At 36.8% G+C, this 24,282-nt stretch carries 21 protein-coding genes; 15 read left to right on the top strand and 6 right to left on the bottom strand.

The window, feature by feature from the left end; translation table 11 throughout:
- The first annotated feature begins 37 nt into the window (after positions 1–37).
- On the top strand, positions 38–577 hold the full coding sequence (locus tag LV704_RS12075; protein WP_163419795.1) for a collagen-like protein: 540 nt from the start codon (positions 38–40) through the stop codon (positions 575–577).
- 20 nt (positions 578–597) lie between these two features.
- On the opposite strand, the gene lipB is transcribed toward LV704_RS12075, so the two are convergent.
- Genes lipB through LV704_RS12060 form a run of 3 tightly spaced genes read right to left on the bottom strand, consistent with a single transcriptional unit; the run spans position 598 to position 2,253 of the window.
- Positions 598–1,314 carry a lipoyl(octanoyl) transferase LipB gene (lipB, locus tag LV704_RS12070; RefSeq protein ID WP_163419796.1) on the bottom strand — a complete coding sequence of 239 codons (717 nt, stop codon included), beginning with the start codon at positions 1,312–1,314 and terminating at the stop codon, positions 598–600.
- A gap of 32 nt (positions 1,315–1,346) precedes the next feature.
- Complete coding sequence (locus tag LV704_RS12065; RefSeq protein WP_163419797.1) at positions 1,347–2,087, bottom strand: hypothetical protein; 741 nt, start codon at positions 2,085–2,087, stop codon at positions 1,347–1,349.
- 10 nt (positions 2,088–2,097) lie between these two features.
- Positions 2,098–2,253, bottom strand: a complete 156-nt coding sequence (locus LV704_RS12060; RefSeq protein WP_082433465.1) for a YqaE/Pmp3 family membrane protein — start codon at positions 2,251–2,253, stop codon at positions 2,098–2,100.
- Between the two features lie 92 nt (positions 2,254–2,345).
- On the opposite strand from LV704_RS12060, the gene LV704_RS12055 reads away from it, so the two are divergent.
- The 6 genes from LV704_RS12055 (at position 2,346) to LV704_RS12030 (ending at position 9,852) form a co-directional block, all read left to right on the top strand.
- Entirely contained in the window at positions 2,346–3,380 is a 1,035-nt protein-coding gene (locus tag LV704_RS12055; protein ID WP_163419798.1) for a response regulator transcription factor, read from the top strand.
- 117 nt (positions 3,381–3,497) lie between these two features.
- On the top strand, positions 3,498–4,055 hold the full coding sequence (locus LV704_RS12050) for a thioredoxin family protein (protein WP_163419799.1): 558 nt from the start codon (positions 3,498–3,500) through the stop codon (positions 4,053–4,055).
- A gap of 49 nt (positions 4,056–4,104) precedes the next feature.
- Complete coding sequence (lysS, locus tag LV704_RS12045; protein ID WP_163419800.1) at positions 4,105–5,796, top strand: lysine--tRNA ligase; 1,692 nt, start codon at positions 4,105–4,107, stop codon at positions 5,794–5,796.
- Between the two features lie 72 nt (positions 5,797–5,868).
- Positions 5,869–6,957, top strand: a complete 1,089-nt coding sequence (locus LV704_RS12040; protein WP_163419801.1) for an amidohydrolase family protein — start codon at positions 5,869–5,871, stop codon at positions 6,955–6,957.
- A gap of 141 nt (positions 6,958–7,098) precedes the next feature.
- Entirely contained in the window at positions 7,099–8,946 is a 1,848-nt protein-coding gene (locus tag LV704_RS12035; protein ID WP_163419802.1) for a 3-oxoacyl-[acyl-carrier-protein] synthase III C-terminal domain-containing protein, read from the top strand.
- Between the two features lie 9 nt (positions 8,947–8,955).
- Positions 8,956–9,852, top strand: a complete 897-nt coding sequence (locus LV704_RS12030) for a hypothetical protein (protein ID WP_163419803.1) — start codon at positions 8,956–8,958, stop codon at positions 9,850–9,852.
- 58 nt (positions 9,853–9,910) lie between these two features.
- Here LV704_RS12030 and LV704_RS12025 read toward each other — a convergent pair whose 3' ends face one another.
- Positions 9,911–10,459, bottom strand: a complete 549-nt coding sequence (locus tag LV704_RS12025) for an RNA polymerase sigma factor (protein ID WP_233782036.1) — start codon at positions 10,457–10,459, stop codon at positions 9,911–9,913.
- Between the two features lie 88 nt (positions 10,460–10,547).
- Between LV704_RS12025 and LV704_RS12020 the strand changes: the two genes are divergently transcribed.
- The 7 genes from LV704_RS12020 to LV704_RS11990 all read left to right on the top strand — a co-directional run bounded on the left by LV704_RS12020 (position 10,548) and on the right by LV704_RS11990 (position 19,995).
- Positions 10,548–11,696 (top strand): FecR family protein, encoded by a 1,149-nt coding sequence (locus LV704_RS12020; RefSeq protein WP_163419804.1) that lies wholly within the window; start codon positions 10,548–10,550, stop codon positions 11,694–11,696.
- A gap of 79 nt (positions 11,697–11,775) precedes the next feature.
- Complete coding sequence (locus tag LV704_RS12015) at positions 11,776–15,024, top strand: TonB-dependent receptor domain-containing protein (RefSeq protein WP_233782035.1); 3,249 nt, start codon at positions 11,776–11,778, stop codon at positions 15,022–15,024.
- 178 nt (positions 15,025–15,202) lie between these two features.
- Positions 15,203–15,952, top strand: coding sequence for an SDR family NAD(P)-dependent oxidoreductase (locus LV704_RS12010; RefSeq protein WP_163419805.1), 750 nt, complete (start codon positions 15,203–15,205; stop codon positions 15,950–15,952).
- 10 nt (positions 15,953–15,962) lie between these two features.
- Complete coding sequence (locus tag LV704_RS12005; RefSeq protein WP_163419806.1) at positions 15,963–17,018, top strand: NAD(P)/FAD-dependent oxidoreductase; 1,056 nt, start codon at positions 15,963–15,965, stop codon at positions 17,016–17,018.
- 27 nt (positions 17,019–17,045) lie between these two features.
- On the top strand, positions 17,046–17,915 hold the full coding sequence (locus LV704_RS12000) for an AraC family transcriptional regulator (RefSeq protein WP_163419807.1): 870 nt from the start codon (positions 17,046–17,048) through the stop codon (positions 17,913–17,915).
- Positions 17,916–18,028: 113 nt separating this feature from the next.
- Positions 18,029–18,454: a hypothetical protein gene (locus LV704_RS11995; protein WP_233782034.1), complete on the top strand. Its 426-nt coding sequence runs from the start codon at positions 18,029–18,031 to the stop codon at positions 18,452–18,454.
- A gap of 116 nt (positions 18,455–18,570) precedes the next feature.
- Entirely contained in the window at positions 18,571–19,995 is a 1,425-nt protein-coding gene (locus LV704_RS11990) for a DASS family sodium-coupled anion symporter (protein ID WP_163419808.1), read from the top strand.
- Between the two features lie 74 nt (positions 19,996–20,069).
- On the opposite strand, the gene LV704_RS11985 is transcribed toward LV704_RS11990, so the two are convergent.
- Positions 20,070–20,372 (bottom strand): hypothetical protein, encoded by a 303-nt coding sequence (locus LV704_RS11985; RefSeq protein WP_163419809.1) that lies wholly within the window; start codon positions 20,370–20,372, stop codon positions 20,070–20,072.
- 357 nt (positions 20,373–20,729) lie between these two features.
- The gene (locus LV704_RS11980; protein ID WP_163419810.1) at positions 20,730–21,461 is read right to left on the bottom strand and encodes a hypothetical protein; all 732 of its coding nucleotides are present in this window, start codon (positions 21,459–21,461) and stop codon (positions 20,730–20,732) included.
- A gap of 266 nt (positions 21,462–21,727) precedes the next feature.
- Here LV704_RS11980 and LV704_RS11975 point away from each other — a divergent pair, with 266 nt between their 5' ends.
- Positions 21,728–24,226, top strand: a complete 2,499-nt coding sequence (locus LV704_RS11975; RefSeq protein ID WP_163419811.1) for a zinc-dependent metalloprotease — start codon at positions 21,728–21,730, stop codon at positions 24,224–24,226.
- Positions 24,227–24,282: the final 56 nt, after the last annotated feature.

Genomic DNA, 24,282 nt, shown 5'->3' with positions numbered 1-24,282 from the left:
TGCTAATAAGCAAACAAATAATTTAAAACTCATAATCATGAAAAATTTAAAGCGATTTTCTAAGTATTCAATATTATCTCTATTAGCTATTGTATTAATTTCTTGTAGTGCAGAAGATGGCATGGACGGAGCTGTTGGACCACAAGGTCCAGCTGGTATTGATGGGATAAATGGAGCTGATGGTGAAGATGGCAATGCCAATGTTATGGCTTCAGAATGGATTCCTTCAGGATTTTCTAACGATCCACAGTCATTTTCGGATGGCTTCGGAGTAGATGACCCAAGATTTACACAAGATGTTATTGATTCTTCCGCCATATTAGCCTATGGACGTCAAGACACTTTTATTGTAAATCTACCAGATACTGTTTCAGGGATAATCTACAACTTTACTTTTGGCATAGGCAACATTTTTTTTGAAGGGTATAATGAAACTGGTAGTGACGTAGTTTTTAACAGATTTGATTCGTTTAGATACGTAATCATTCCTGCTACCGTAACTGAAAAGAACAGTCATCCTGATTTCTCTAAAATGCCTTATGAGGAAGTAATGGATTATTTTGATCTAGACTATTGATAATCATCAAAACCTCGGCTCTACACCGGGTTTTTTTCTTTTACCAACTTTGCCTCAAAAAGCTCCTCAAAGTGTCTGAGGAGTTTTTGTTTTACTTCTTCCACATCTACTTCTTTTTGGCCCAATTCAACGTTTAAAGAAGTAACGGCTTTGTCTTTTATTCCACAGGGAATCATTAAATCAAAATAACCTAAATCTGTATTTACATTTAAAGCAAAGCCATGCATAGTGACCCATCTACTGGCTCGCACACCCATAGCACAAATTTTTCGTGCAAAGGGTGTTCCAACATCCAACCACACCCCCGTTTCGCCATCAGAACGCTCAGCTTTTAATCCATATTCTGCTAAGGTCAAAATCACTATTTCTTCTAAAAAGCGAAGATATTTGTGAATATCCGTAAAGAAATTATCTAAATCCAATATAGGATAGCCCACTATTTGCCCTGGACCATGATAGGTAATGTCTCCTCCCCTATTAATTTTATAAAAAGTGGCTTCTTTTTCTTTGAGCTGAGCTTCATTGACCAAGAGGTTATTCATATCTCCGCTTTTGCCCAAGGTATATACATGCGGATGCTCTACATAAAGAAAGTAATTAGGCGTTTCAATATTGGTCTGCTCTCTTCTATTTTTGATTTTTACATCAACTATTCCCTTAAAAAGAGCTTCTTGGTAATCCCAAGTTTCCTTGTAATCTTTTAAACCTAAATCCTGCAAGATAACTTTCTTGTTCATCCCGCAAAGATACAAAGACCTTTAGCTGTAACCTAGTTCTCCAACTCTACCTCTAGGTCTAACGAAGATGGATCTTTCATCAAATCCATAAACCCAACTTCATAGAAAAGTGTCTTACCATCGGCACTAAAAGTGGCGCCCTCAATATTTGTGGATTTCACCTTTCTCGGAAAATGATATTTTAAGGTATAGGTAGATCCTGAAAGAAACATTTCGGCCCCTGCCAGACTGTCCAATCCTTGTTGAAACAATTCTTCGTCAAGGATTTTAGCTTTTCTTGAAAAAGTATTCTTTGAAAAAGCATATTTGACTTCCGTGGTAGGTTCCTGCATACCCATTGGGGATGGTTTTCCTTCTCCACTATTTGGACCCAATGCACTTGCTCCTTGAAAAGCATTAAATGCATCATTGACCTCATTTACATTTTTGAATTCACTGAATAAGTCAAACTTCATCAACTTTTCTTCAGGATTCATCACCATATGCATATTAAAAGGTTCCAATCTCCTTAATTTGGCCTGTTCTTCTGGTGATAAAGCAGCTATACTATCCTTTTTTTCCTCCAACATATCTTTAAATGAAATTAAGGAATCAATAGCTTTTTCATTGCTCTTCATCATTTCTTCGCCCGCCATTTCCATAAGCTCTGATCCGTCAAAATTGATAGACAATTTTCCTGAACCATCTTCCTTTAAAAAAATTTCTTCTGTAAAATTGCATGACGAGGTTAGGACAATTACAACTGTCCATAACATGATTTGGATTCTTTTCATGTGGTTACTTTTAGTTAGTGTTGTTTAGTATGACAAGTGCTCCAATAATGCCCGGCACCCATCCACAGAGGGTTAAAAGTAATACAATAACAAAAGAACCACAACCTTTTCCGATGACCGACAAAGGGGGGAAAATAATAGCCAATAAAACTCTCCAAAAACTCATTGATTTGATTTTGATTGATGATACTTATAGGTATCCTATTTGCTGGATTTGTTACACAAAACCATTAAATTTAACCACTTTACAAAAGTAACATGCGGATTTTCATATTTCTTTTTATTCTTCTAAACGCTTTTACCGGGCTGGGGCAATATCATTTCTCAGGGCAAGTATCCAAAGAAAATGAAGGCAGGGTAATATATCTATCATTGATAGAAGATTATAGAAAATCCTCACGGATCTATCTAGATCAAATCATCCAAAAAACTTTAGTGGACTCCTTAGGGTATTTTCAATTTGAAGGAAATAATCTTTTGGCAGACAACCGAGTATACCAACTTCATTTGGACGGATGTTCAGATGAGCTAAAAGCCAACCATTTTTTAGGACAATGCGACAATAGTGAAAGTGTGCTTTTTATTGCAAACAATAAAGATACCCTTCAGTTTCCCACATCATTCGAGAACCAAGCATTATGCACTATTACTTCAACCAATTCCAAGTCATCCATTTTTCTGGATATTGATGCGCTAAAAGAAGAAATGATATTTGAATTCATGGATTACACTAGCGAATCGAGTACTTCCCTTAATTCAAAAAAATGGTTCAATATATTACAGGATTTTGCAGAAAAGTCGGATGAACCATTGGCTGAATTGTATATCTATGACTTTTTATCGGATAGAAAGAATGAGACACATGATTACTATATGGTAGATCTAGAATCGAATACCTATTACTCCAAACTTTGGATTCGACTTCTAAATAAATATCCCAATGCATCATTTACAAAACAATATGAAAATGAACACCGAGCAGATAAACTTATAATTGAAAAGGAATCGAAAGATGGAAACAACTTACCTATAAGTTATTTTGCATACCTCTTGTTGGGCCTATTAATTCTCCAATCGGGTTACCATGTTATAAAAAACCGTAAAAGAAAAATTGACAAATTGGCTCCAAAGATTTTGACATCTCAAGAACTCAAAATTTTTGATGCAATGCGTAAAGGAAAAACCAACAAGGAAATTGCTTCTTCACTTTTTATAAGTTTAAGCACGGTAAAAACCCATATCAACAGTATCTACAAAAAGCTTAATCTTGAATCACGAAAGGATATTGAATGAAAATACCCATATTTTAAAAAATCCACCTAGGGTCTAGTCCCAATTTCCATCTATACAAAACCCAATTGCCAATTGATTTTATTGAATTTTCGGTTCTAAACTTAAAAACCGAGAATTATGAAATCAATTTTAGTAACGGCATTATTTATTAGTTCCTCTCTGATTTTCTCCCAAGAATTTAACAAGGAAATTACCTTAGAAAATGGCAAAAAATTCTTGTTGGGAAAAATTAACCTTGATGGTCTAAATTCAGAAACGTATCAAGCTTGGTTCCAACAAGGCCATCAATCTTATGATGTTGATGAAACTTTGATCAAGGCTATTAAAAAACCACTAAAGCGCCATCAAATTAAATTGTTCCTAGGCACATGGTGCGGTGATAGCAAGAGAGAAGTACCTAGAATCATTAAAATATTAGAAACTGCCAACTTTCCAATGAGCAAATTGGAAATCATCGCTCTTGATCGTAGGAAGGGGTTTGTAAAGACCAGTCCAACTGGGGAAGAAAAAGGTCTAAATATCATAAAAGTGCCCACAATGGTTTTCTTTAAAGACGGTAAAGAAGTAAATAGAATAGTGGAAACTCCCATTGAATCTTTGGAAGAAGACATGGTTCAAATCGTAAGCGGGAAACCATACACCCCTAATTATGCCACATTAAGCAAGAGCAAGTAAGGAATTAAAGCGCAAAAGTGTAATTTTGCGCTTTAATTTTTTATAGACTATGCAACTATCGGAACAGGAAATCGTTCGAAGGGAAAAATTATCTAAGCTCAGGGAAATGGGAATTAACCCCTACCCTGCTGCGTTATATCCAGTTGATGCTACTTCTAAGAGCATCAAAAGTGACTTTGAAGAAAGTAAACAGGTAGTGATTTCCGGTAGATTGATGTCCAGAAGAATTCAAGGCAAAGCTTCCTTTGCTGAATTGCAAGATAGTGAAGGGCGAATTCAAGTTTATTTCAATAGAGATGAAATCTGTCCTGGGGAAGACAAAACCCTTTACAACGATGTCTACAAAAAGTTATTGGACATTGGTGATATTATTGGTGTTGAAGGTGAGCTTTTTACCACACAAGTAGGAGAGAAGACCGTTATGGTCAAAAAATTTAGCTTATTGAGCAAAGCGTTGAGACCATTGCCTTTGCCTAAAAAAGATGCCGATGGTAACGTATATGATGAGTTCAATGATCCTGAAATGCGTTATCGCCAGCGTTATGTGGATTTGGTGGTAAACCCATCTGTTAAGGAGACTTTCATCAAGCGTACAAAAATCACAAACAGTATTCGTGAGTTTTACAATGAAAAAGGGTATTTAGAGGTAGAGACCCCTATTTTGCAACCCATTCCCGGTGGAGCTGCGGCGCGGCCATTTTTAACGCATCACAATGCATTGAATATTCCCTTGTATTTGAGAATTGCCAATGAACTATATCTTAAAAGATTGATTGTTGGTGGTTTTGATGGGGTGTATGAATTTTCCAAAGATTTCAGAAATGAAGGAATGGATCGTACCCATAATCCTGAGTTTACCGTAATGGAGCTCTATGTGGCATATAAAGACTATAACTGGATGATGGATACCACAGAGCAGTTATTGGAAAAAATAGCCATTGACGCCAATGGAAGTACTAAAATTACTGTTGGGGAAAATGAAATTGAATTTAAAGCGCCTTATGCCCGTGTTCCTATTTTGGAAGCCATTAAAATACATACCGGTTATGATGTAGCTGGCATGAATGAAGTTCAGCTGAGAGAAGTTGCTCAAAAACTAGGGCTAGAGGTTGATGAAACCATGGGTGTGGGTAAACTAATAGATGAGATTTTTGGAGAGAAATGTGAACACTTTTATGTGCAACCCACTTTTATCACAGACTATCCTAAAGAAATGAGTCCATTGACCAAAGAACACCGCACCAATCCGGCACTTACCGAGCGTTTTGAACTCATGGTAAATGGCAAGGAACTGGCAAACGCTTACTCTGAGTTAAACGACCCCATTGATCAACGTGAACGTTTTGAAGATCAATTGAAACTTTCTGAAAAAGGAGATGACGAAGCCATGTTCATTGATCAGGATTTTTTGCGTGCGCTTGAATACGGAATGCCTCCCACTTCAGGTATTGGAATAGGAATAGATCGTTTGGTCATGTTGATGACCAATAATTCATCCATACAAGAGGTATTGTTCTTTCCGCAAATGCGTCCAGAAAAAAAAGCTGTGGAACTTACGGAAGAAGAAAAAACTATCATGGACATTCTTAAACCTATCGGTGAAATGCCTTTGATAGAGCTTAAGGAAAAAGCAGGTCTCAGTGGTAAAAAATGGGATAAGAGCTCTAAAAATTTGGCAAAACTGGGACTCTTTGAAGTACAAAAAACAGATGCTGGCTTAATTTCCAGAATTAAGAATTAGTTCCATTTTCTTTACAAAAAGGAAAACAAGCGCCATAATTCATTAATTTAAAGGCAAATAAACCATCTTGTCATGAAAATTGGTGTTTGGCTTTTAACTTCTTTAATTATAGTTTCTTCCTGTAAAACGAATTCTGAAAATGATGCTTCAAAAGAAACTTCAGAACTTGTAAATGATAAACAATCCATTAAAAAAATTGATGTGCATTCACACTATAAGTATTCCAGAGAATACCTTCCTGTACTACATCAAAAATGGAATATGCAATCTGTTCTAGTCGATGTTTCCATTAAAGACTCCACGGGAATCGTTAGAAGCTGGGATTCTTATTTGACTCACGCCCAAAAACATCCTGATTTGTTTTTTCTCTGCTCCTCATTAATCGGTGTAGGAATAGATTCTCCCGATTTTGTGGAACAAGCAATCCAACAATTAAAAAGAGAAATCGATTCTGGTGCAAGAATGGTCAAGGTTTGGAAGAACTTTGGGATGGTGACCAAAGACAGCTCTGGACATTACATTCAAATAGATGATTCGCGCTTGCAACCCATTTGGGATTTTCTGAAGCAAAAAAATATCCCAGTAATGGCACATATAGGGGAACCAGAACAAGCCTGGAGGCCATTAGATCCTAACAACCCGCACTACGGATATTATAAAAACAATCCACAATACCACGCCTACAAGTTTCCCGAAATACCTTCGTACGAAACCATTATCAGTGCAAGGGACAAATGGATTGAAAACAATCCAGATTTAAAAATTCTGTGTGCCCATTTAGGAAGTATGTCCCACGATGTTGAGATGGTTAGTGAACGCCTTGACAGGTTTTCAAATATGTATGTGGAACCTGCTGCCAGATTTGGGGATTTAGCCAACCAAGACTCTAAAAAAGTAAGGGCGTTTTTTGAAAAGTATCAAGACAGAATACTATTCGGTTCAGATTATGGCAATGCTACTCCCGAAAATATAATGTCCCCAGATGAACTCAAAGAAGAGGAAATGAATCTTGATGAAAGCTATAATAAGTTATGGCGCTATCTAAGCAGTTCCGACTCTTTGGTTATACGTGGCCAAAAAACACAAGGATTACAACTTTCAAAAGAAATTCTCCACAAGATTTATTATAAAAACGCTATAGATTTTTTAGAATTACGATGAAATAATTTTGCTTCATATTTGCTAAAAGACAAAAAGACCATCAATTACAGAAGGTAGCAGTAGAATTGTGAAGACTACTGAACAAACTCTTTTTGTTTTATGCAATAGCTCTATCTTGTCATAAGATTCATCATCAAATTTATGGAGGAGGTTTATATCAATGCCCTAGGAGTTTATCTGCCAAACAATCCAATTTCCAATAAAGAAATGGAAGATTATCTGGGGAAAATACATGGTAAGGCAAGTAGGGTCAAATCAAGAATCCTAAGTCAGAATGGAATTGAGAATAGGTACTATGCCTTGGATGAAAATCAGAAAAGCACCCACTCCAATGCCCAATTAGCCGCAATGGCATGTAAAGCCGCTCTTAAAAAAAGTAGCGTACTTAATCAAGATGTGCAAATGATTTCCGCAGGTACTACCCAAGGTGACCTCCCTGTACCAGGTTTTGCCAGTTTGGTGCATGCAGAACTCGATACTGCCCATTGTGAGCTAGCAAGTTTTCAAAGTGTATGCGCAAGTGGAATGATGGCCATTAAAAGTGCTTATTCTCAAATTAAAGCAAATGAAAAAGAAAATGCACTTTGCGTTGGAAGTGAGTTTGCCAGTAGGCTTTTTAAAGCATCAAGATTTGAAGGGCAAGAACAAAAATCCATCCCTTTTGATACTGATTTTTTAAGATGGATGCTATCCGATGGTGCCGGTGCAATGGTTCTGGAAAATAAACCAAATACCAAAGGGCTTTCTTTACAGATAGAATGGGTAGACATAAAATCCTACGCAAATGAGAACCCACTATGTATGTATGTTGGTTCCATGGGTAATGATAATCATGTAAACGGATGGCTAGATTATCCTGACTATGAGACTGCTTCAAAAGATGGTGCAATTAATTTAAAACAAAATACCAGACTTTTAAACAAAGTTATTGAAGTGGGCGTATCTCACTATTTTAACTTAATTGATCAAGGGAAAATAATTACGGAGGAAATTGATTGGTTTTGCTGCCATTACTCGTCCCTTTATTTTAAACAGCCCATAATAGATCTTTTAAAAAAGGGTGGGGCCAACATTCCAGAAGAAAAATGGTTTAGCAACTTAACCAGTAAAGGCAATACGGGTTCAGCATCCATGTTTATAATGCTTGAAGAATTGATGTACTCTGGTAATTTGAAGGAGGGCGATACCGTTATATGTATGGTTCCGGAAAGCGGCAGGTTTATAACTTCTTTCATGAAACTCAAAGTAGTTGGGAGCTCAAAAAAAATAGCTCCCAAATATTCAATTAGAAAAGTAGAGGCTCCAGGTCTTAATATAAACAGGAATCCAACATCGGAATGGTTGGTTAGACAATTGACTCAAATTTGGATTGATTTTGAAAACAAACTATTGGAAATTCCCATTGTTAAGCAGATTCATCAAGGAACTCTTAGTATTGAAAACTACAAATTACTTTTGTTTGATCTAAGACAACAGGTTATTGATGGCTCTCAATGGATTTCTAGAGCAGCATCCAATATTGATATTTCCATATTTGAGCTTAGGTCTGCTTTTATAAAACATACGGCTACTGAACACAAAGACTTTCAGCTCTTGGAAAAAAACTATGTGGCACTTGGAGAGTCCTTGGAAAAAATTCAGCTTGGAGAAAAAAATATTGGAAGTGCGGCTTTGTCCTCCTTCATGTTTCAGAGGGCAAGTAGTCCAAATCCTATTGACCTGTTAGGGGCAATGTTTATTATAGAAGGCATTGGAAAACGGCTTGCTGGGTATTGGGGAAACCTAATTCAGGACCAACTTAAACTTGAAGACAACCAGGTTTCATTTTTAACCTATCATGGTGTGGCAGATGAAAACCATTTTCATCATTTAGAAGAGGCCTTGAATCACCCATTAATGAATATGGAACTGGCAAGGCAAATTGCCAAAACAGCAAAAACTACAGCACTATTATATCATTTACAGTTAAAAGAGCTGGGTAATTACTAATTTACAGACATGGATAATCAATTTGACATAAAAAATCATGATACCAGAGACCCCAATCCTTGGCTGGCAATGTATCTGGACAGTAGTATCCCAATTAATAATTTGACCAAGCAGGCCCTAATGCGGGACAATAACAGCAGATCAACCAGATATCTGCTTCCGTTCATTAAATTTTGGTCAAAAATATCAATGTTCTTCATCCACATTTTTAAGTTTTTCTTTCCAAAATTCTTTAATTCTTCCAAGGCCCTCCATAGAATTTTGGCATGGGGATTAAAACGTTTTGTTAGCCCTGATGCCAATCTATTGATTTTTCGTCATTTTCATGCAGGAAGCGAAATATTGGAGTTTGTTGCCAAAAATGTAGACGGAATTCAAGTTACCACAAGTCCTTTAAAACCTTATGATTTTAATGACGTTAAAGATGATCTTTTCCTAAATCATGATTTAAACCTGTACAATTTTGTAATTAAGCTAAACAGTGAATTGAAAGAAAAAGGATTGGTACTACAAAAGCAGGATACATTAAATCTAAGTATGGTTTCTGAAAATCAGTTTAAGCATATTGAATTTCCAAAGAAATGGACAAACGTCCTTGACCTTAGATCTGCAATAGAATTGTTTACCCCCTTTTACCAACTCTTTCTCACTGCAAATGATTTTGTAAGAGCTTCAAATTCCTTGCAATTAGACGAGACCGTTGCAATTTATACCACCCAAATATTGGGAACACCAGGACATTTAGGGCTAGTTAACAACAAGCACCCCATGGTACCAACTTCCACATATACCGCCGCATATCGTCTTGTGCTTCATGGGCTTGCCACTGAAACTTTGCATGAGATATTGGTAAATATTAAGCTAGGTCGTTCTAAAGATGGCATAGTAACACCCGCAGCGGTGTAAGCAATACATTTTGTGTGATTAACACTACTTGAAAAAGAGAATTGGTAATTAGATAATATCAAAACAAAAGAACCGAAGCATTCTCTCTAATTATCCGTAAGGCCTTGGACATTTGGTTCTCCACAGTTTTGATGGAAATGCCCATATCCTCCGCAATTTCCCTATACTTTCTGCGCTCCAACTTGTTCATGATAAAAATCTCCTTGCATTTTGGCGGCAGCTTGTCAATGAGTTCTTCCAGTTTGTTATAGCTAGCTCTTATAAGATCATCATCTTCCTTAAGTTCAAAATAGCTATCGTAAATCGTCTCCCATCGAATCCTATCTAAAAGATCCGGTTTCTTTTTGTCCTTTCTTAGTTGAAGTAAAAATTGATTATGACATGATTTAAAGAGATATGCCTTAAGCGATTCTCGAATAGTTATCTGATGTTTCTTTTCCCAAATCTTAATCATTGTCTCTTGAACAATGTCCTTGGAAAGGCTTCTATTACCGCTTAGTTTAAAGATATAATTACACAGCCAATCATAGTATTCATTGAACAAATACTCATAGGCATCTACGTCGCCCTTCTTCAAATTTGCTACCAGTATTTTTTCGTTCATCATAAAAAAATATAGGCTAAAGTATAAAATTTATAAAAAAAGTAGGGGTTTTTTATCAAATTCGTATCATAGAGATGTAAGACTATCAAAAATGCAAGATTTAATTGAGAAATTTTTAAACCGAACTATTTCCGCTAACGAAAGAAAACGATTAAAAAAGTGGGTGCTAGCCAATAAGGAAAACCTAAGCGCTTTTAAAAAAGAGATAAAAAATAGGTCGGAAAATAATTTGCACCATCACTTTGATGGAAAAGATGCTTTTAAGGAATTCATGATTGCTGTGGACAAGGGCAGAGTCGTAAGAAGGAAAAAGCTTCACTTGGTTCGTTATGCAGCTCTTTTTATAGGCCTCTTAGCTACTGTAAGCTTTATATACGTCTCCCAATTTAACAATAAAGGTGATTCTGAATCAACGCTGACAAATAGTCTAGCCAATCAAATTGTGATTACCCTTGCAGATGGAACGCAACAAGTAATAGCTGCGGATAACAGGAAGGTACTTACAGACAAAAAAGGTAATGTCATAGCAGAAAAAGAATCAACAGGTTTGGATTTTAGTCAAATAGCAAATCCATCTGATGATAATATAGTTTTCAACGAAGTTTATATCCCTTATGGTCAAAAATTCAGGATAACACTTTCTGATGGAACAAAGGTTTGGCTAAATTCCGGATCTAGGTTACGGTTTCCAAAAAACTTAAATACATCCGCTCAAAATCGTATGGTTTATTTGGAAGGTGAAGCATTTTTTGATGTCACCAAAGATGAAAAAAGACCTTTTATTGTTAATGCGGAAAACCTAGATATTAAGGTTTTGGGAACGCAGTTCAACGTATCTGCCTATAAATCGGATGGTGAAATCTCCACCACATTGGTAGAGGGTTCCGTTAATGTTTATGAGAACTCCAATCCTGACACAAAAATCCTTCTTAGTCCAAGTTATCAGGCAGCATTTGCCAAAGAGAACGGCACTTTGACAAAACAGAAGGTCGACGTGCGCACCTTCACGAGTTGGATGGAAAATAGATTGATCATAGACAATCTGTCATTTGAACAAATACTGCGAAAACTTGAAAGGGCACATAATGTTTCAATAATCAATAATGCAGAAAGCTTGAACAATGAGATATTCATGGGAGAGTTTCAGAACGAACGTATTGAAACTATTTTAAATACAATAGCTTCTAGCACACCTTTTACTTATGAAATAGAAAACAACATAATCACCATATCAAAATAGAAAGGGAAGGTGTTGCAGCACCTCCCCCAATTGTAGATCGCTAACAAGAATTATTACTAACAATCAAACACTCAAAATTATGAAAAAAAGCATGGTTTTCAAGTCACCTTTTTTCTTGGTGGCCAGCACAAAATTGACCTTAAAAATGAAGTTAAGTTTTTTTCTCACTTTATTTATTATTTGTCAGCTCACTGCTAGTGACGCTTACTCACAGAGGAAAGTCCATTTTGAATTTGAAAATGTTCCTTTAAAGGATATTTTAAATGAGATAAAAAAACAATCTGGCTACAATTTCTTCTATAACGTGAATGAAATCAACGATGATAAAAAAACTTCATTGACTGCATCAGATGAAAAGATATTCACTGTTTTGGATAGGCTATCGGAACAAGAAAGTTTAGACTATTCCATAAATGGAAATCAAATTGTTCTCAAAAAACTATCGTTGGACAAAAGCGCTATCGACCCTATAAATGACCAGCGGCAGGTAAATGGGTCGGTTAAAGACGGTGACGGCAACCCATTGCCCGGAGCAAATGTCTTGGTCAAAGGAACCACAAATGGTTCACAAGCGGATTTTGATGGAAATTTTATACTGGAAGTTGATGATGAAAATGCTGTTCTGGTCGTCTCATACCTTGGTTTTAAGACAACTGAAGTCCCATTGAACGGGCAATCTACCATCAACATAGTTCTTGCGGAAGACGCCGCTCAATTGGATGATGTGGTCGTAGTAGGGTCTAGAAACCCTAATAGAACAGCGACTGAAACTACTGTTCCAGTAGATGTAATTGATGTAGCCACCATTGCTAATCAAGGACCACAGGTTAGTGTAAATGAAATATTGAACTATGTTGCACCTTCTTTCACTTCTCAATCACAGACTGTATCAGATGGTACAGATCATATAGATCCCGCTTCGCTTCGTGGTTTAGGTCCAGACCAAGTATTGGTATTGATCAATGGAAAAAGAAGACATAACACCGCTCTAATAAATGTTAACGGAACCGTTGGGGCAGGAAGCGTGGGAACTGACATGAACGCAATTCCAATAGCTGCCATACAGCGTATTGAGGTGCTTAGAGATGGAGCGGCCGCTCAATATGGTTCAGATGCCATTGCCGGCGTCATCAATATAGTGCTTAAAAAATCGACCGGTAAGCTAGACCTTTCGTTGACCTCTGGAGCAAATTTTAGTGAAAACAGTAATCAATTTGAAGGAGGAAGTGATGGAGAAAAGTTTCAGTTAGATGCCAATTTTGGGCTTCCTATTGGAGATCGCGGCTATATTAATTTTACTGGTTCGTTATCCACCAGAGAACCTGCATTAAGAAACAAAGATTATGCAGGAGATATTTTTCAAGGATTTCATGGTGCAGAACGCGTTTTTGCTGCTGGAGGAGGAACGGTAGCTGATATGAGCTTACAAGATTATGCAAATGCTGCACAGGGCATTGGTTATCTAGACCAAGGAGTGAAGGATCAAATTGCAGGTCTTGATCTAAACGATGCAACTGATATTGACACCTTTCGTGGACTATTAGGTTTTGACGCTGATGAGGCTGAACTATCTGCACGTGGACTTACAAGAGAAGATTTCAGGTTTAAAGTAGGCACATCAAGACTAAGAGAAGGGAAATTCTTTGCAAACCTTTCTATCCCTGTTTCAGAAACTACAGAGGTTTATGGTTTTGGAGGCATAAGTTATCGTCAAGGGCTGGCTTCTGGGTTCTACAGAAGACCTGCGCAAGGTGATGGACGTGCAAACACTCCGGCATTTCCCAATGGGTTCTTACCTAACATTGGAACAGATATAATAGATCAATCCATTGCTATGGGGATTAAAGGAAAGGTAAATGAATGGGATGTTGACTTTTCAAATACATACGGTAGAAATACATTTGATATTACCGTAGGAAATTCAAGTAACGGAACACTCGGGGTTGCAACTCCACGTAGCTTTGATGCAGGTGGATTAGGATTTACACAGAACACAACTAACCTGGATTTCAGTAGGTTCCACGAAGATATTTTCGAAGGATTTAACGTTGCTTTTGGTGCGGAATACAAGGTTGAAAAGTACGAGATTATAGCAGGGGAAGAGTCTTCTTATACCAGTTATGATATCAACGGAAATCCCGTAAACAGTGTTACACCAGACGATCAATTGGTAAGAAATAACTTTACAGGTTCACCATTAGGTGGAGGTTCTCAAGTTTTTCGTGGATATGATCCTGGTAACGCAACAGAAAAATTCAGGAACAATATTTCTCTTTATGCTGATTTTGAAGCAGATTTTACCGAAAACTGGTTGCTAAGTTTAGCAGGTAGATATGAAAACTACTCAGATTTTGGGAGCACCTTCAACTATAAATTGGCCACAAGATTAAAACTTACAGAAAATCTGGCGTTAAGAGCGGCAAGCAGCTCTGGTTTTAGGGCACCTTCTTTGCACCAACAATTTTTTAGCAGAACAAGCACCGTGTTCGTCGATAACGTTCCTTTTGAGCAAGGGACTTTTACCAATGACAGTAGAGCAGCTACTCTTATTGGAATTGATAAGTTAAGAGAAGAAACTTCCAATAGTTTTAGTGCTGGACTAACAGGTAATTTCGGAGACTTTTCAATTACGGTTGATGGATATCTAATTTATATTGACGATCGTATTGTGTATAGCGGAAGCTTTGGGAATGGCGGTGATCCTGAACTTACAGCAATTTTTGAATCTGCTGGCGCCACTAGCGCTAGGTTCTTTGTAAATGCGATTGATACCAAATCTTCAGGTTTGGATATTGTCCTTTCCCACAAAACCAATTTGGGCGATGCTATATTAAAAAATGATTTGGCAGCTACGTTCAACAAAACAGAAGTTGAAAACATTTTTGTACCAGAACTTATAGAAAATGCGGGATTGAGCGGGTCTTTCTTTGATGGTCAAGAAGAGGCATTTTTGACCTTGGCACAACCCAGAACAAAATTGAATCTAACCAATCTCGTCTCATTAAATTCTTGGGATTTTCTACTAAGAAATGTATACTTCGGAGAAGTCACCGATCCTGATGATTTTAATGGGGATGCCCGTGTTTCTGGTACCACCGTTAGCGATGATGCTATTTACGCAGGAAAATTGGTGACCGACCTTACTATAACCAAGACATTTACGGAAAACCTATCACTAACTGTCGGGGCCAATAACCTTTTTGATGTTTACCCAGATGAAAATAGAGAAGGTGGTACTTCGGGTGACCAGTTTGTATATTCAAGAAGAACATCTCAATTTGGATATAGCGGCCGTTTTCTTTTTGCTCGTTTAAGATTAAGCCTATAGTCCGATATAGGTTTTGAATTAGTCAAGTTTAGTTTATCAAAAAACCTTCCTTAACCGGAAGGTTTTTTTATGAATGATAAACTGCTTCCCAAAATTACCATTTGTTCTCTTTTTATGGCTTAAACGCCCCATGAGGGTGATATAACTTTGCGTCATAATTATTAAAAATCAAATTAAAATGAAGAAAAGAGCATTAATTATAGGAGGCAGCAGCGGAATCGGGAAAGCAACCGCACAAAACCTTTTAAGCCAAGGTGTTAAAGTTCACGTAGTTGGTACTAATGACACTAAATTGAATTCCTTTAAAAGTGAAACCAATGACGACTTGATAACCCATAGGGTAGATATTACCAATACAGCCCAAGTAGATGCTTTACAAAGTGATATTGCTAGCTGGGACAATCTAGATTATTTGGTAAACGCTTCAGGTATTTTTGGACCAAAGGCGTTTTTAGACCATACTGAATCCGATTATGATTCATACTTAGATTTAAATAGAGGTTTCTTTTTCATCACCCAAGCTGCTGCGAAAAAAATGGCGGCAACCGAAGGTGGTGCTATCGTAAATGTAGGTTCTATGTGGGCCAAACAATCTGTGAAAGCAACTCCTTCCTCAGCATATTCTATGCAAAAGGCAGGATTGCATAGTTTAACACAACATTTGGCCATGGAGTTGGCTGATCACAAAATTCGTGTAAATGCAGTATCGCCAGCAGTAGTTGAAACACCGGTCTATGACAGTGTGTTCGGAGGCAAGCAGGAGGCAAATGATGCACTTCAAAATTTTCATGCATTCCATCCAATTGGTAGAAATGGTCGTGCAGAAGATGTGGCCAATACCATTTCATTCCTACTTTCTGACAAAGCTTCTTGGGTCACTGGTGCTATTTGGGATATCGATGGTGGTGTAATGTCTGGAAGAAATTAAATTTGTCTTTTTGAAAACAATACATTCAAAATATATCATTGTAGGAGCTGGGTTATCTGGTTTGACCACAGCTTATTCACTAATTAAAAATGGTGAGAAGGATTTTATCATTTTAGAGGCAAGAGATAGAATTGGAGGTAGAATCCACACCAAAGATGGTATCGATTTGGGAGCAACCTGGTTTCAAGACCACCACGTCAATTTAGCTAAACTGCTAGATGCTTTATCCGTTAGCAGGTTTGAACAGTATAGTAAGGGTAAAAGTGTACTGGTGTACAATACCATGGCTCCCGCGCACTATTTTGAAAGTCAACATAATGGACCATCGGCATATCGAATTGTTGGTGGTTCCATTGCTATCATCAACAAGCTTGCTAGCGTATTAGACGGTAAAATTCATCTCAATTCAATAGTTACTAATATTAGTGAAGACCAAGATGTTCTTACCTTAACAACTGAGGATAAAACATATTCTGCAGAGAAAGTTATCATTACCATACCACCCAAACTGGCATCAGGAATCGATTTTAGCCCAGAGTTACCAGAGAATCTGCTTCAAACAATGAAATCTACCCATACCTGGATGAGCAATGCCATTAAAATAGGTATGTTGTTCAACAAACCATTTTGGAAAGAAAATGACTTTTCAGGCACCGTTATAGGGCAAGTAGGGCCCGTTATAGAATTGTATGATCATTGTAACCATCAGGAGAATACCTTTGCGCTCATGGGTTTTGTAAATGAAGGATTAAGGGATACTAGGCCGGAAGTAAGAAAAGAAAGAATTTTAAGTTATCTGGAAAAATATTTGGGCGAAGAGGTTAAAAACCATATAGCGTATTTTGAAAAGGACTGGTCAAAAGACCGACGAACATCTTGTGAAAACTTAAAGTCCGTATATATGAGTCCCCAATATGGGCATGGGCTCTATAACCAATGGCATTGCAATGGAAAATTGTTACTCTCTGGTACTGAAACATCTCCTGTGTATGGCGGCTACTTAGATGGTGCCGTCCATAGTGGATTAAACACGGCTAATAAATTATTACACAAAGAATTGGTTTAATTTTAGAGGAAATAGCACTTTATACACGTGAAGGATAATTCAACAAAAATAGCGCAATACCATCTGCATAAAGCAAATCCAAAAAAACTGCAGTTTGAGGTATATGATCTTAAAGAGTACCGAATCAAAAATGTTGAAAAAGCAGCTACTCCGCATTCACATAGCTATTATCAGATCATATGGTTTTTTAACAAAGGAGGAACACATACGGTAGATTTTAAAACGTATGATATCAATGAAAATACCATTCTATTTATCTCCAAAGATCAAATCCACTATTTTGATGATAATCTAGATGTTCCTGGTTGGCTTATTCATTTTAATGAGAGTTTTTTTATGCATACCGATGTTGACATTTTTTTGAAATACAACATCTTTAAAGCACAGCAAAGTCCATGTTATGCCATGGATTTTGAAGCTACAGAAACGGCTAAAAATCATATGGCTTTGATTTTAAATGAACTTGATAAAAGAAGCCGTTTTGGCTTTGAAGATATTGTTCGGTTTTTACTGAAATGTCTATTAATAAACCTTGAACGTGCTCATCTGGAAGACTTAAACGGGAAATTGGAATTTACCAGTCCTTATGAGCTTCAATTTTTTAAGTTCAAAGAACTTATAGAAGAAAATTATAAGAATGGTTTTTCAGTAAGTAATTATGCCAATTTACTTCATATTTCTTCTAAAACATTGACCACAATTACCAAGACCATTGCAAATAAACCCCCATCTCAAATCATATCAGAACGAGTAATTTTAGAGGCAAAGCGGTTACTAAGATTTACTTCCTTACAAATAGGAGAAGTGGCGTATCGCGTTGGCTTTGATGATCCTTCGTACTTTATAAAATATTTTAAAAGACACGTTTTAGAATCTCCTAGTAGATATAGACAATAGTACTGCGAAAACTTCACGTTTTTCTTTCTCCCGTTTTTACCACTTAAAGTATGTTTTGAACTATTTCGGCATATAGCTCGACAATATCTTTGAAGTACTAAAAACAACTTCATATGAAAACAATTTTAAAAACAGTAGCAGTAATGATACTCATTGCCGGATGTAATTCAAAAGTAAAACAAGAACCATCGCCTGCAGAAGATACACTAGCGATGAATACAAATGAAAAAGAGAAAATAGTTCTAATGGGTACCAATGCATTTTTAGAAATCACATTGACCATTGAAGAAAAAAATAGAGACGCTGCCTCAGGAGTTTATTCAAAATACAAAAACCCTTTTTTGGAATCCATAAAAGGAGCTGTATCAAAGCAACTTTTAATAAGGGAAAACGATGTTCAAGTCTTGCATGGTTTTGAAACAGTAGAGAGTGCCAAAGCTTATTTATCAACTGAGCTGTTTTCCAAGGATATTGTTGGTGAGTTAGCGCCATTATTAGCTGCAGAACCGGAAATTCGGGTTTATTCTGTTGTAAAATAATTAAACGTTCCGTGGAAATTTTAATCATTTATAGTTTTAAAAAAACCAGAAACTTTTTCTGGTTTTTTTTGTTCTAGTAAAAAGTCTTAGTTTAGGCCTGATTAAAACTTTTTGAGTTGAGTAAAAAAGTAGGCCTTATTGCTGGCCCCATTGTCTTTCTTATTTTAAGCAATTTACCGTTTGACATTGTCTCTCAAAAAGGTGACCCTGTTATTGCAGTAGCGGTCTGGATGTTAATTTGGTGGATAACTGAAGCTGTTTCCATTTCAGTGACCGCACTTTTACCTTTATTGCTTTTTCCATTACTCAAAATATTACCCATTGCCGAAGTAGGTGCCAATTATGGAAGTCCCATTGTTTTTCTATTCTTTGGCGGGTTTGTAATGGCTTTGGCGCTTGAAAAAGTAAACCTACACAAGCGCATAGCATTAAATATTATACGTTTAACAGGCACCACACCAAATAAAGTGATTCTTGGTTTTATGATTGCCACAGCATCATTGAGCATGTGGATAAGCAATACGGCCAGTACCGTGGTAATGCTGCCCATTGCTCTTTCTGTAATCAATTTGTTGGTTGATGATGAAGATGGTTTTACTAAAAACGATCAGAATTTTGCTTTAAGTGTTATGTTGGGCATTGCTTTCTCCGCAAACGCGGGAGGAATAGCAACCGTGATCGGCACTCCGCCAAATTCTATCCTCATTGGGCTTTTGGAAAATGAATATAATACCCAGATTTCTTTTTTAAAATGGATGACACTTGGGTTGCCTTTTTCCATAATCATGATTGGCATCAGTTATTTGGTCTTGGTAAAATGGATGTTTCCAAACCGGGATTTAAAATTTAATGCATCCAAGGAAGTAATCCATGATGAACTTCAAAAGTTAGGCCCAACTTCTAAAAAAGAAAAAATGGTCTTGGTCATTTTTGGTATTACCGTCTTCTTATGGATTTTTAGGACATTGATCAATAACTTATTCCCTGGTCTTGGTCTTACAGATACAATGATCAGTATTTTTGCCGCAATAACTCTTTTTGCTGTTCCTTATAACTTGAAAAAAGGAGATTTTATAATCCAATGGAGGGATACCTCTCAACTTGCTTGGGGTATTTTAATACTGTTTGGAGGAGGACTTGCATTGGCAAAAGGAATGTCATCCAGTGGGATTGTAGATATGGTGGCAACCGCAATTGCCAGTAGTGATATCAGTATTCTTTTGACTGCATCACTTTTAATTCTGTTGATGCTATTTATGACAGAGCTCATGAGCAATGTGGCACTGGTTGCTGTCTTGGCACCTGTTGTGGCAGGAATAGCCATTGGTCTTGAAATTCCGATACTTTATTTATTAATTCCAGTTACCATTGCGAGTAGTTGTGCCTTTATGTTGCCCATGGCCACACCGCCCAATGCAATAGTCTTTGCTAGCGGGTATGTAAAGGTTCCTCAAATGGCCAAAGTAGGCATTATTCTGAACCTTATCTCCGTAGCACTTTTAATTCTGGTCTTTCAGTTTGTGATACCACTATTATTCTAAAATAGAAGAGCCTCCCCAAATTGGAAAGGCTCTTGACAAACTAACTAACTCAAAAAAAATAGTAAGAAACTAACTTACTTTGTATAGGCATCAAAATCTTCTGGCAAGTAACCAGCTGTTTCAAACCCTAATTCTATTTCATCACATTCATCCACAAAATTGATAGCTTTTACTGAAAAATTACCACTGTAAGGATCAAAGTTTTCAGGAAGGTATTTAGCGGTATCAAAACCTAGTTCCCAATCCTGGTCCTCTTCAATGAAAATAACTTTGCTTATATCAAAATCTTCATCCATTGTGGCTAATGATTTGGCATTTGCATTAAATGTCAATAAGGCAAACCCAAGTGCTGTCAATATATAATTATTGTATTTCATAACTGTCGTTTTTTAATTTACAACAAAGATAAAACCACAAAAAATGATGATTATTATAATTAGTTTTTTGTTAACGAACCCGCAAAAACAGTAGTGTCATCGAATTATCAATTCCCACTTTCAGGAATTAGCAAAGTGTTAGTCCAAAGCTTCAAATATTATCAGATTGATAGCTTTAAAACCATTTTATTAACATTTACACTTCATCGATTTTAATGTTATTTTTTTGTTAAGCACTTTTAATCGATGAATTTACTAGGCAAAAGAAAGCAACCTCCATACAAAAAGCCCTCTGGTGAGGGCTTTTCATAACTAACTAACTCAAAAATTTGTAAAATGAAAACTAAAACATCTTACTTAGTTTGCCCTTGTATACGGGTCAAAGTTTTCCGGTAGATACTCGGCAGTATCAAAACCTAGGTGTATTTCTTCATCTTCAACATAGTTGATCGACGTAACTTCTATTAAATCTGTATAAGGATCAAAACCTTCTGGTAAAGAATATTCTCTATTCAAGCCCAAGTTTAAATCAACTTCTTCCTCAATGTAAGGAACGGCATTCAAATCTATATACACTTCATAAGGTGAGAATCCTTCAGGAAGATAATCAGACGCGTTAAAACCCAAATCTAAGTCCTCATCTTCAATATAATTGATAGAATGCACATCTACATTTTCAGCGTAAGGATTAAAACCTGCTGGTAAATAGTCGCCAGCATCAAAATTTAGGTTCAAATTGGTTTCGTCTTCGATGTATATAATAGAATTCAAATCAAAATAAGTTTCATAAGGATTAAAATCCTCTGGAAGGTAATCGGAGGTATTAAAACCTAAATCAATTTCCGATTCTTCTTCTACAAACTCAATTTCGTTTAAATTCAGCTCAAAGAACTCTTCATTTGTTATACCATAAAATCTTGAAGATGTCTCACTTAACTCAGTATTGATATTCAATACTGTAAAATTGTTCTCAAACGTACTAACTGTTTCTGTTTTGGTTTCTACAATAGTAGTAGTACTTTGTTGGTCTTCTGCTACGGCGGGACTACCTAAGAGTACACATCCGTAAATCATTAATAACTTGTTCATTTTTGATTGAATTTTTTGATTGATGTAATATGCTTATAAGACTATCCAAATTTTAAATTGTTACAGCTTTTTGTTTTTTTTAGGTAAAATTTATTTTCTCTCAGCCCAGCTATAGGTGGGATTTCAACGGAAAACATCAGTAAAATGCAATACTCCCAGAGGTTGGTCATCTTTAGAAAAAAAATGAGAGTTAATAATTATTTAACAGTCTGTTTTCGCGTTTTTTAGGTTCTTTGATCGCCTTGAGCATATCAAACTGACTTAAAATGATTCAAAAATTACTCCCAAAAGTCTTCGTACTTATTTTTTTGGTTAGCACTTTTCAGACCACAGAAGCCCAACTTTTTAAAAAGAAGAAGAAAAACACTGAAAAAAAAGCCGAGGCCAAACCTAAAAAAGGTGACATTCAACCTTATGACAAGGTAATTACCAAAGAAGCAAAGACAGATGAAGGTCTTTTTCAAGTTCATCAGGTAGATGACAAACATTATTATGAGATTCCTGATTCATTATTTAATCGCGAAATGCTAATGGTGAGCAGAATTTCAAAAACAGCAACTGGAATTGGTTTTGGCGGGGGAAAAATCAATACCCAGGTACTCCGGTGGGAAAAGAAGCCTAAAAAAGTTTTGCTACGTGTGGTTTCTTATGGAAATGTGGCTGCCGATTCTTTACCTGTTCATGAAGCCGTTGTCAATTCCAATTTTGAGCCTGTGCTCTTTGCATTTAACATCAAAGCATTAAATAAGAAGGACTCTTTGAACCCGGCCACTGTTATTGAGGTTGACCCTATGTTTACCAAAGATGTTAATGCTATTGGTATGCCAGAATTTTACAGAAAACGATATAAGGTCAGTCGCTTGGACGCAGAAAGAAGTTATGTGGAATCTATAAAAAGTTACCCATTAAACTTGGAAGCACGCCATGTGAAAACCTATCTGGCCAAAGCATCACCCAGCAACCAAAGTTTAGGTTCCATTTCCATAGAAATAAATAACTCCATGATTCTTTTGCCAGAAGAACCCATGAAACGTCGCTATTTTGATGAACGTGTAGGTTGGTTTGCCAGAGGTCAAGTAGATTATGGGCTGGATGCTCAAGAAAGTAAGACCGTGCGCTATCTAGATCGTTGGAAATTGGAAGTAAAAGATGAAGATATTGAAAAGTACAAAGCTGGTGAATTGGTAGAACCCAAAAAACCTATTGTATATTATGTAGATCGCGCCACGCCTAAAAAATGGATCCCCTTTATAAAACAAGGTATTGAAGATTGGCAAATCGCTTTTGAAGCAGCTGGGTTTAAAAATGCAATCTTAGCCAAGGACCCACCAACAAAAGAAGAAGATCCTGAGTGGTCACCAGAAGATATACGATACTCTGTGGTTCGTTATTTGGCATCTCCCATTCCAAATGCAAATGGCCCCCATGTAAGCGATCCTCGTAGTGGTGAGATACTGGAATCTGATATTAACTGGTACCATAATGTAATGACCTTGTTGCGTAATTGGTACTTTGTGCAAACCGCAGCCATTAATCCAGAAGCGCGTAACGTAGCTTTTAAAGACGAAATAATGGGTAGATTAATTCGCTTTGTTTCCTCGCATGAAGTAGGTCATACCCTTGGATTACCGCATAACATGGGAAGCAGCGCTGCCTATTCCGTAGACTCTCTTCGTTCAAAGAAATTTACCCAAAAATTTGGAACGGCTCCTTCCATTATGGACTATGCCCGATTTAACTATATAGCCCAACCGGGGGATGAAGGAGTTGCCCTTATGCCCAATATTGGCATCTATGACAAACATGCCATCCGTTGGGGCTACAAACCTATTTTGGGTGTATCTGCAGAAGAAGAAAAACCAATTTTACGCAATTGGATTCTAGCTCATGAAAATGACCCCAATTATCGTTTTGGGCATCAACAAATAGGTGATATCCATGACCCAAGTTCGCAAACTGAAGACTTAGGAGATGATGCTATTAAAGCAAGTCTTTATGGTATAGAAAACTTAAAAAGGATAGTCCCAAATTTGGCCGAATGGACCACAGAAGATGGAAAGAATTATGATGATTTGGAAACGCTTTATGGTCAAGTAGTTGGTCAATACAGAAGATATATGGGCCACGTTTCCAATAATATTGGTGGGGTTTATGAATATCATAAAACCTCCGATCAAGAAGGTGCTGTTTATACCCATGTGGATAAGGAACATCAAAAAAACTGTATGACCTTCTTGCAAGAGCAATTGTTCAAAACACCAGAATGGTTAATAGACCAAGATATTTTTAATAAAATTCAATACTCTGGTTCCATAGAACGGATTCGTTCAACACAAGTGCGTTATTTGAATACTATTCTTCATTTAGGCAAAATGGCTCGTATTATTGAAAATGAAGCTATAAATGGAAATAAAGCATATCGTTTGTTAGATATGATGAGCGATTTGCGTAAAGGCATTTGGTCTGAGACAAGAAGTGGAAAATCCATTGATACCTATAGAAGAAATCTTCAAAAAGCACATATTGATCGTTTGGCATATCTTATGACGGCTGAAAACCAGAAAAAGCTTTCAGATTTTGGTGGTTACCGTAAATCTACGGTAGTTAACACCAGCCAGTCTGATATTCGTTCTGTGGCAAGAGCTGAATTAAACAACTTGAAAAGAGACATCAGGAATGGTATGAGTCGTATTTCGGATCAAATGAGCAGATACCACTTACAAGATGCGTTAGAGCGTATTGATGCTATTCTTGACCCAAGCTAAGGCTTAAATTCTGTAAGAATTTACCATTGTAATTGGTCTTTTTATGGCAAACCGTG

This window comes from Flagellimonas sp. CMM7 (genome assembly GCF_021390195.1).
In the GTDB taxonomy this organism is placed as follows: Bacteria; Bacteroidota; Bacteroidia; order Flavobacteriales; family Flavobacteriaceae; genus Flagellimonas.
Note: the sequence above shows the minus strand (reverse complement) of the source record. Positions and strands in the feature narration are given on the sequence as shown.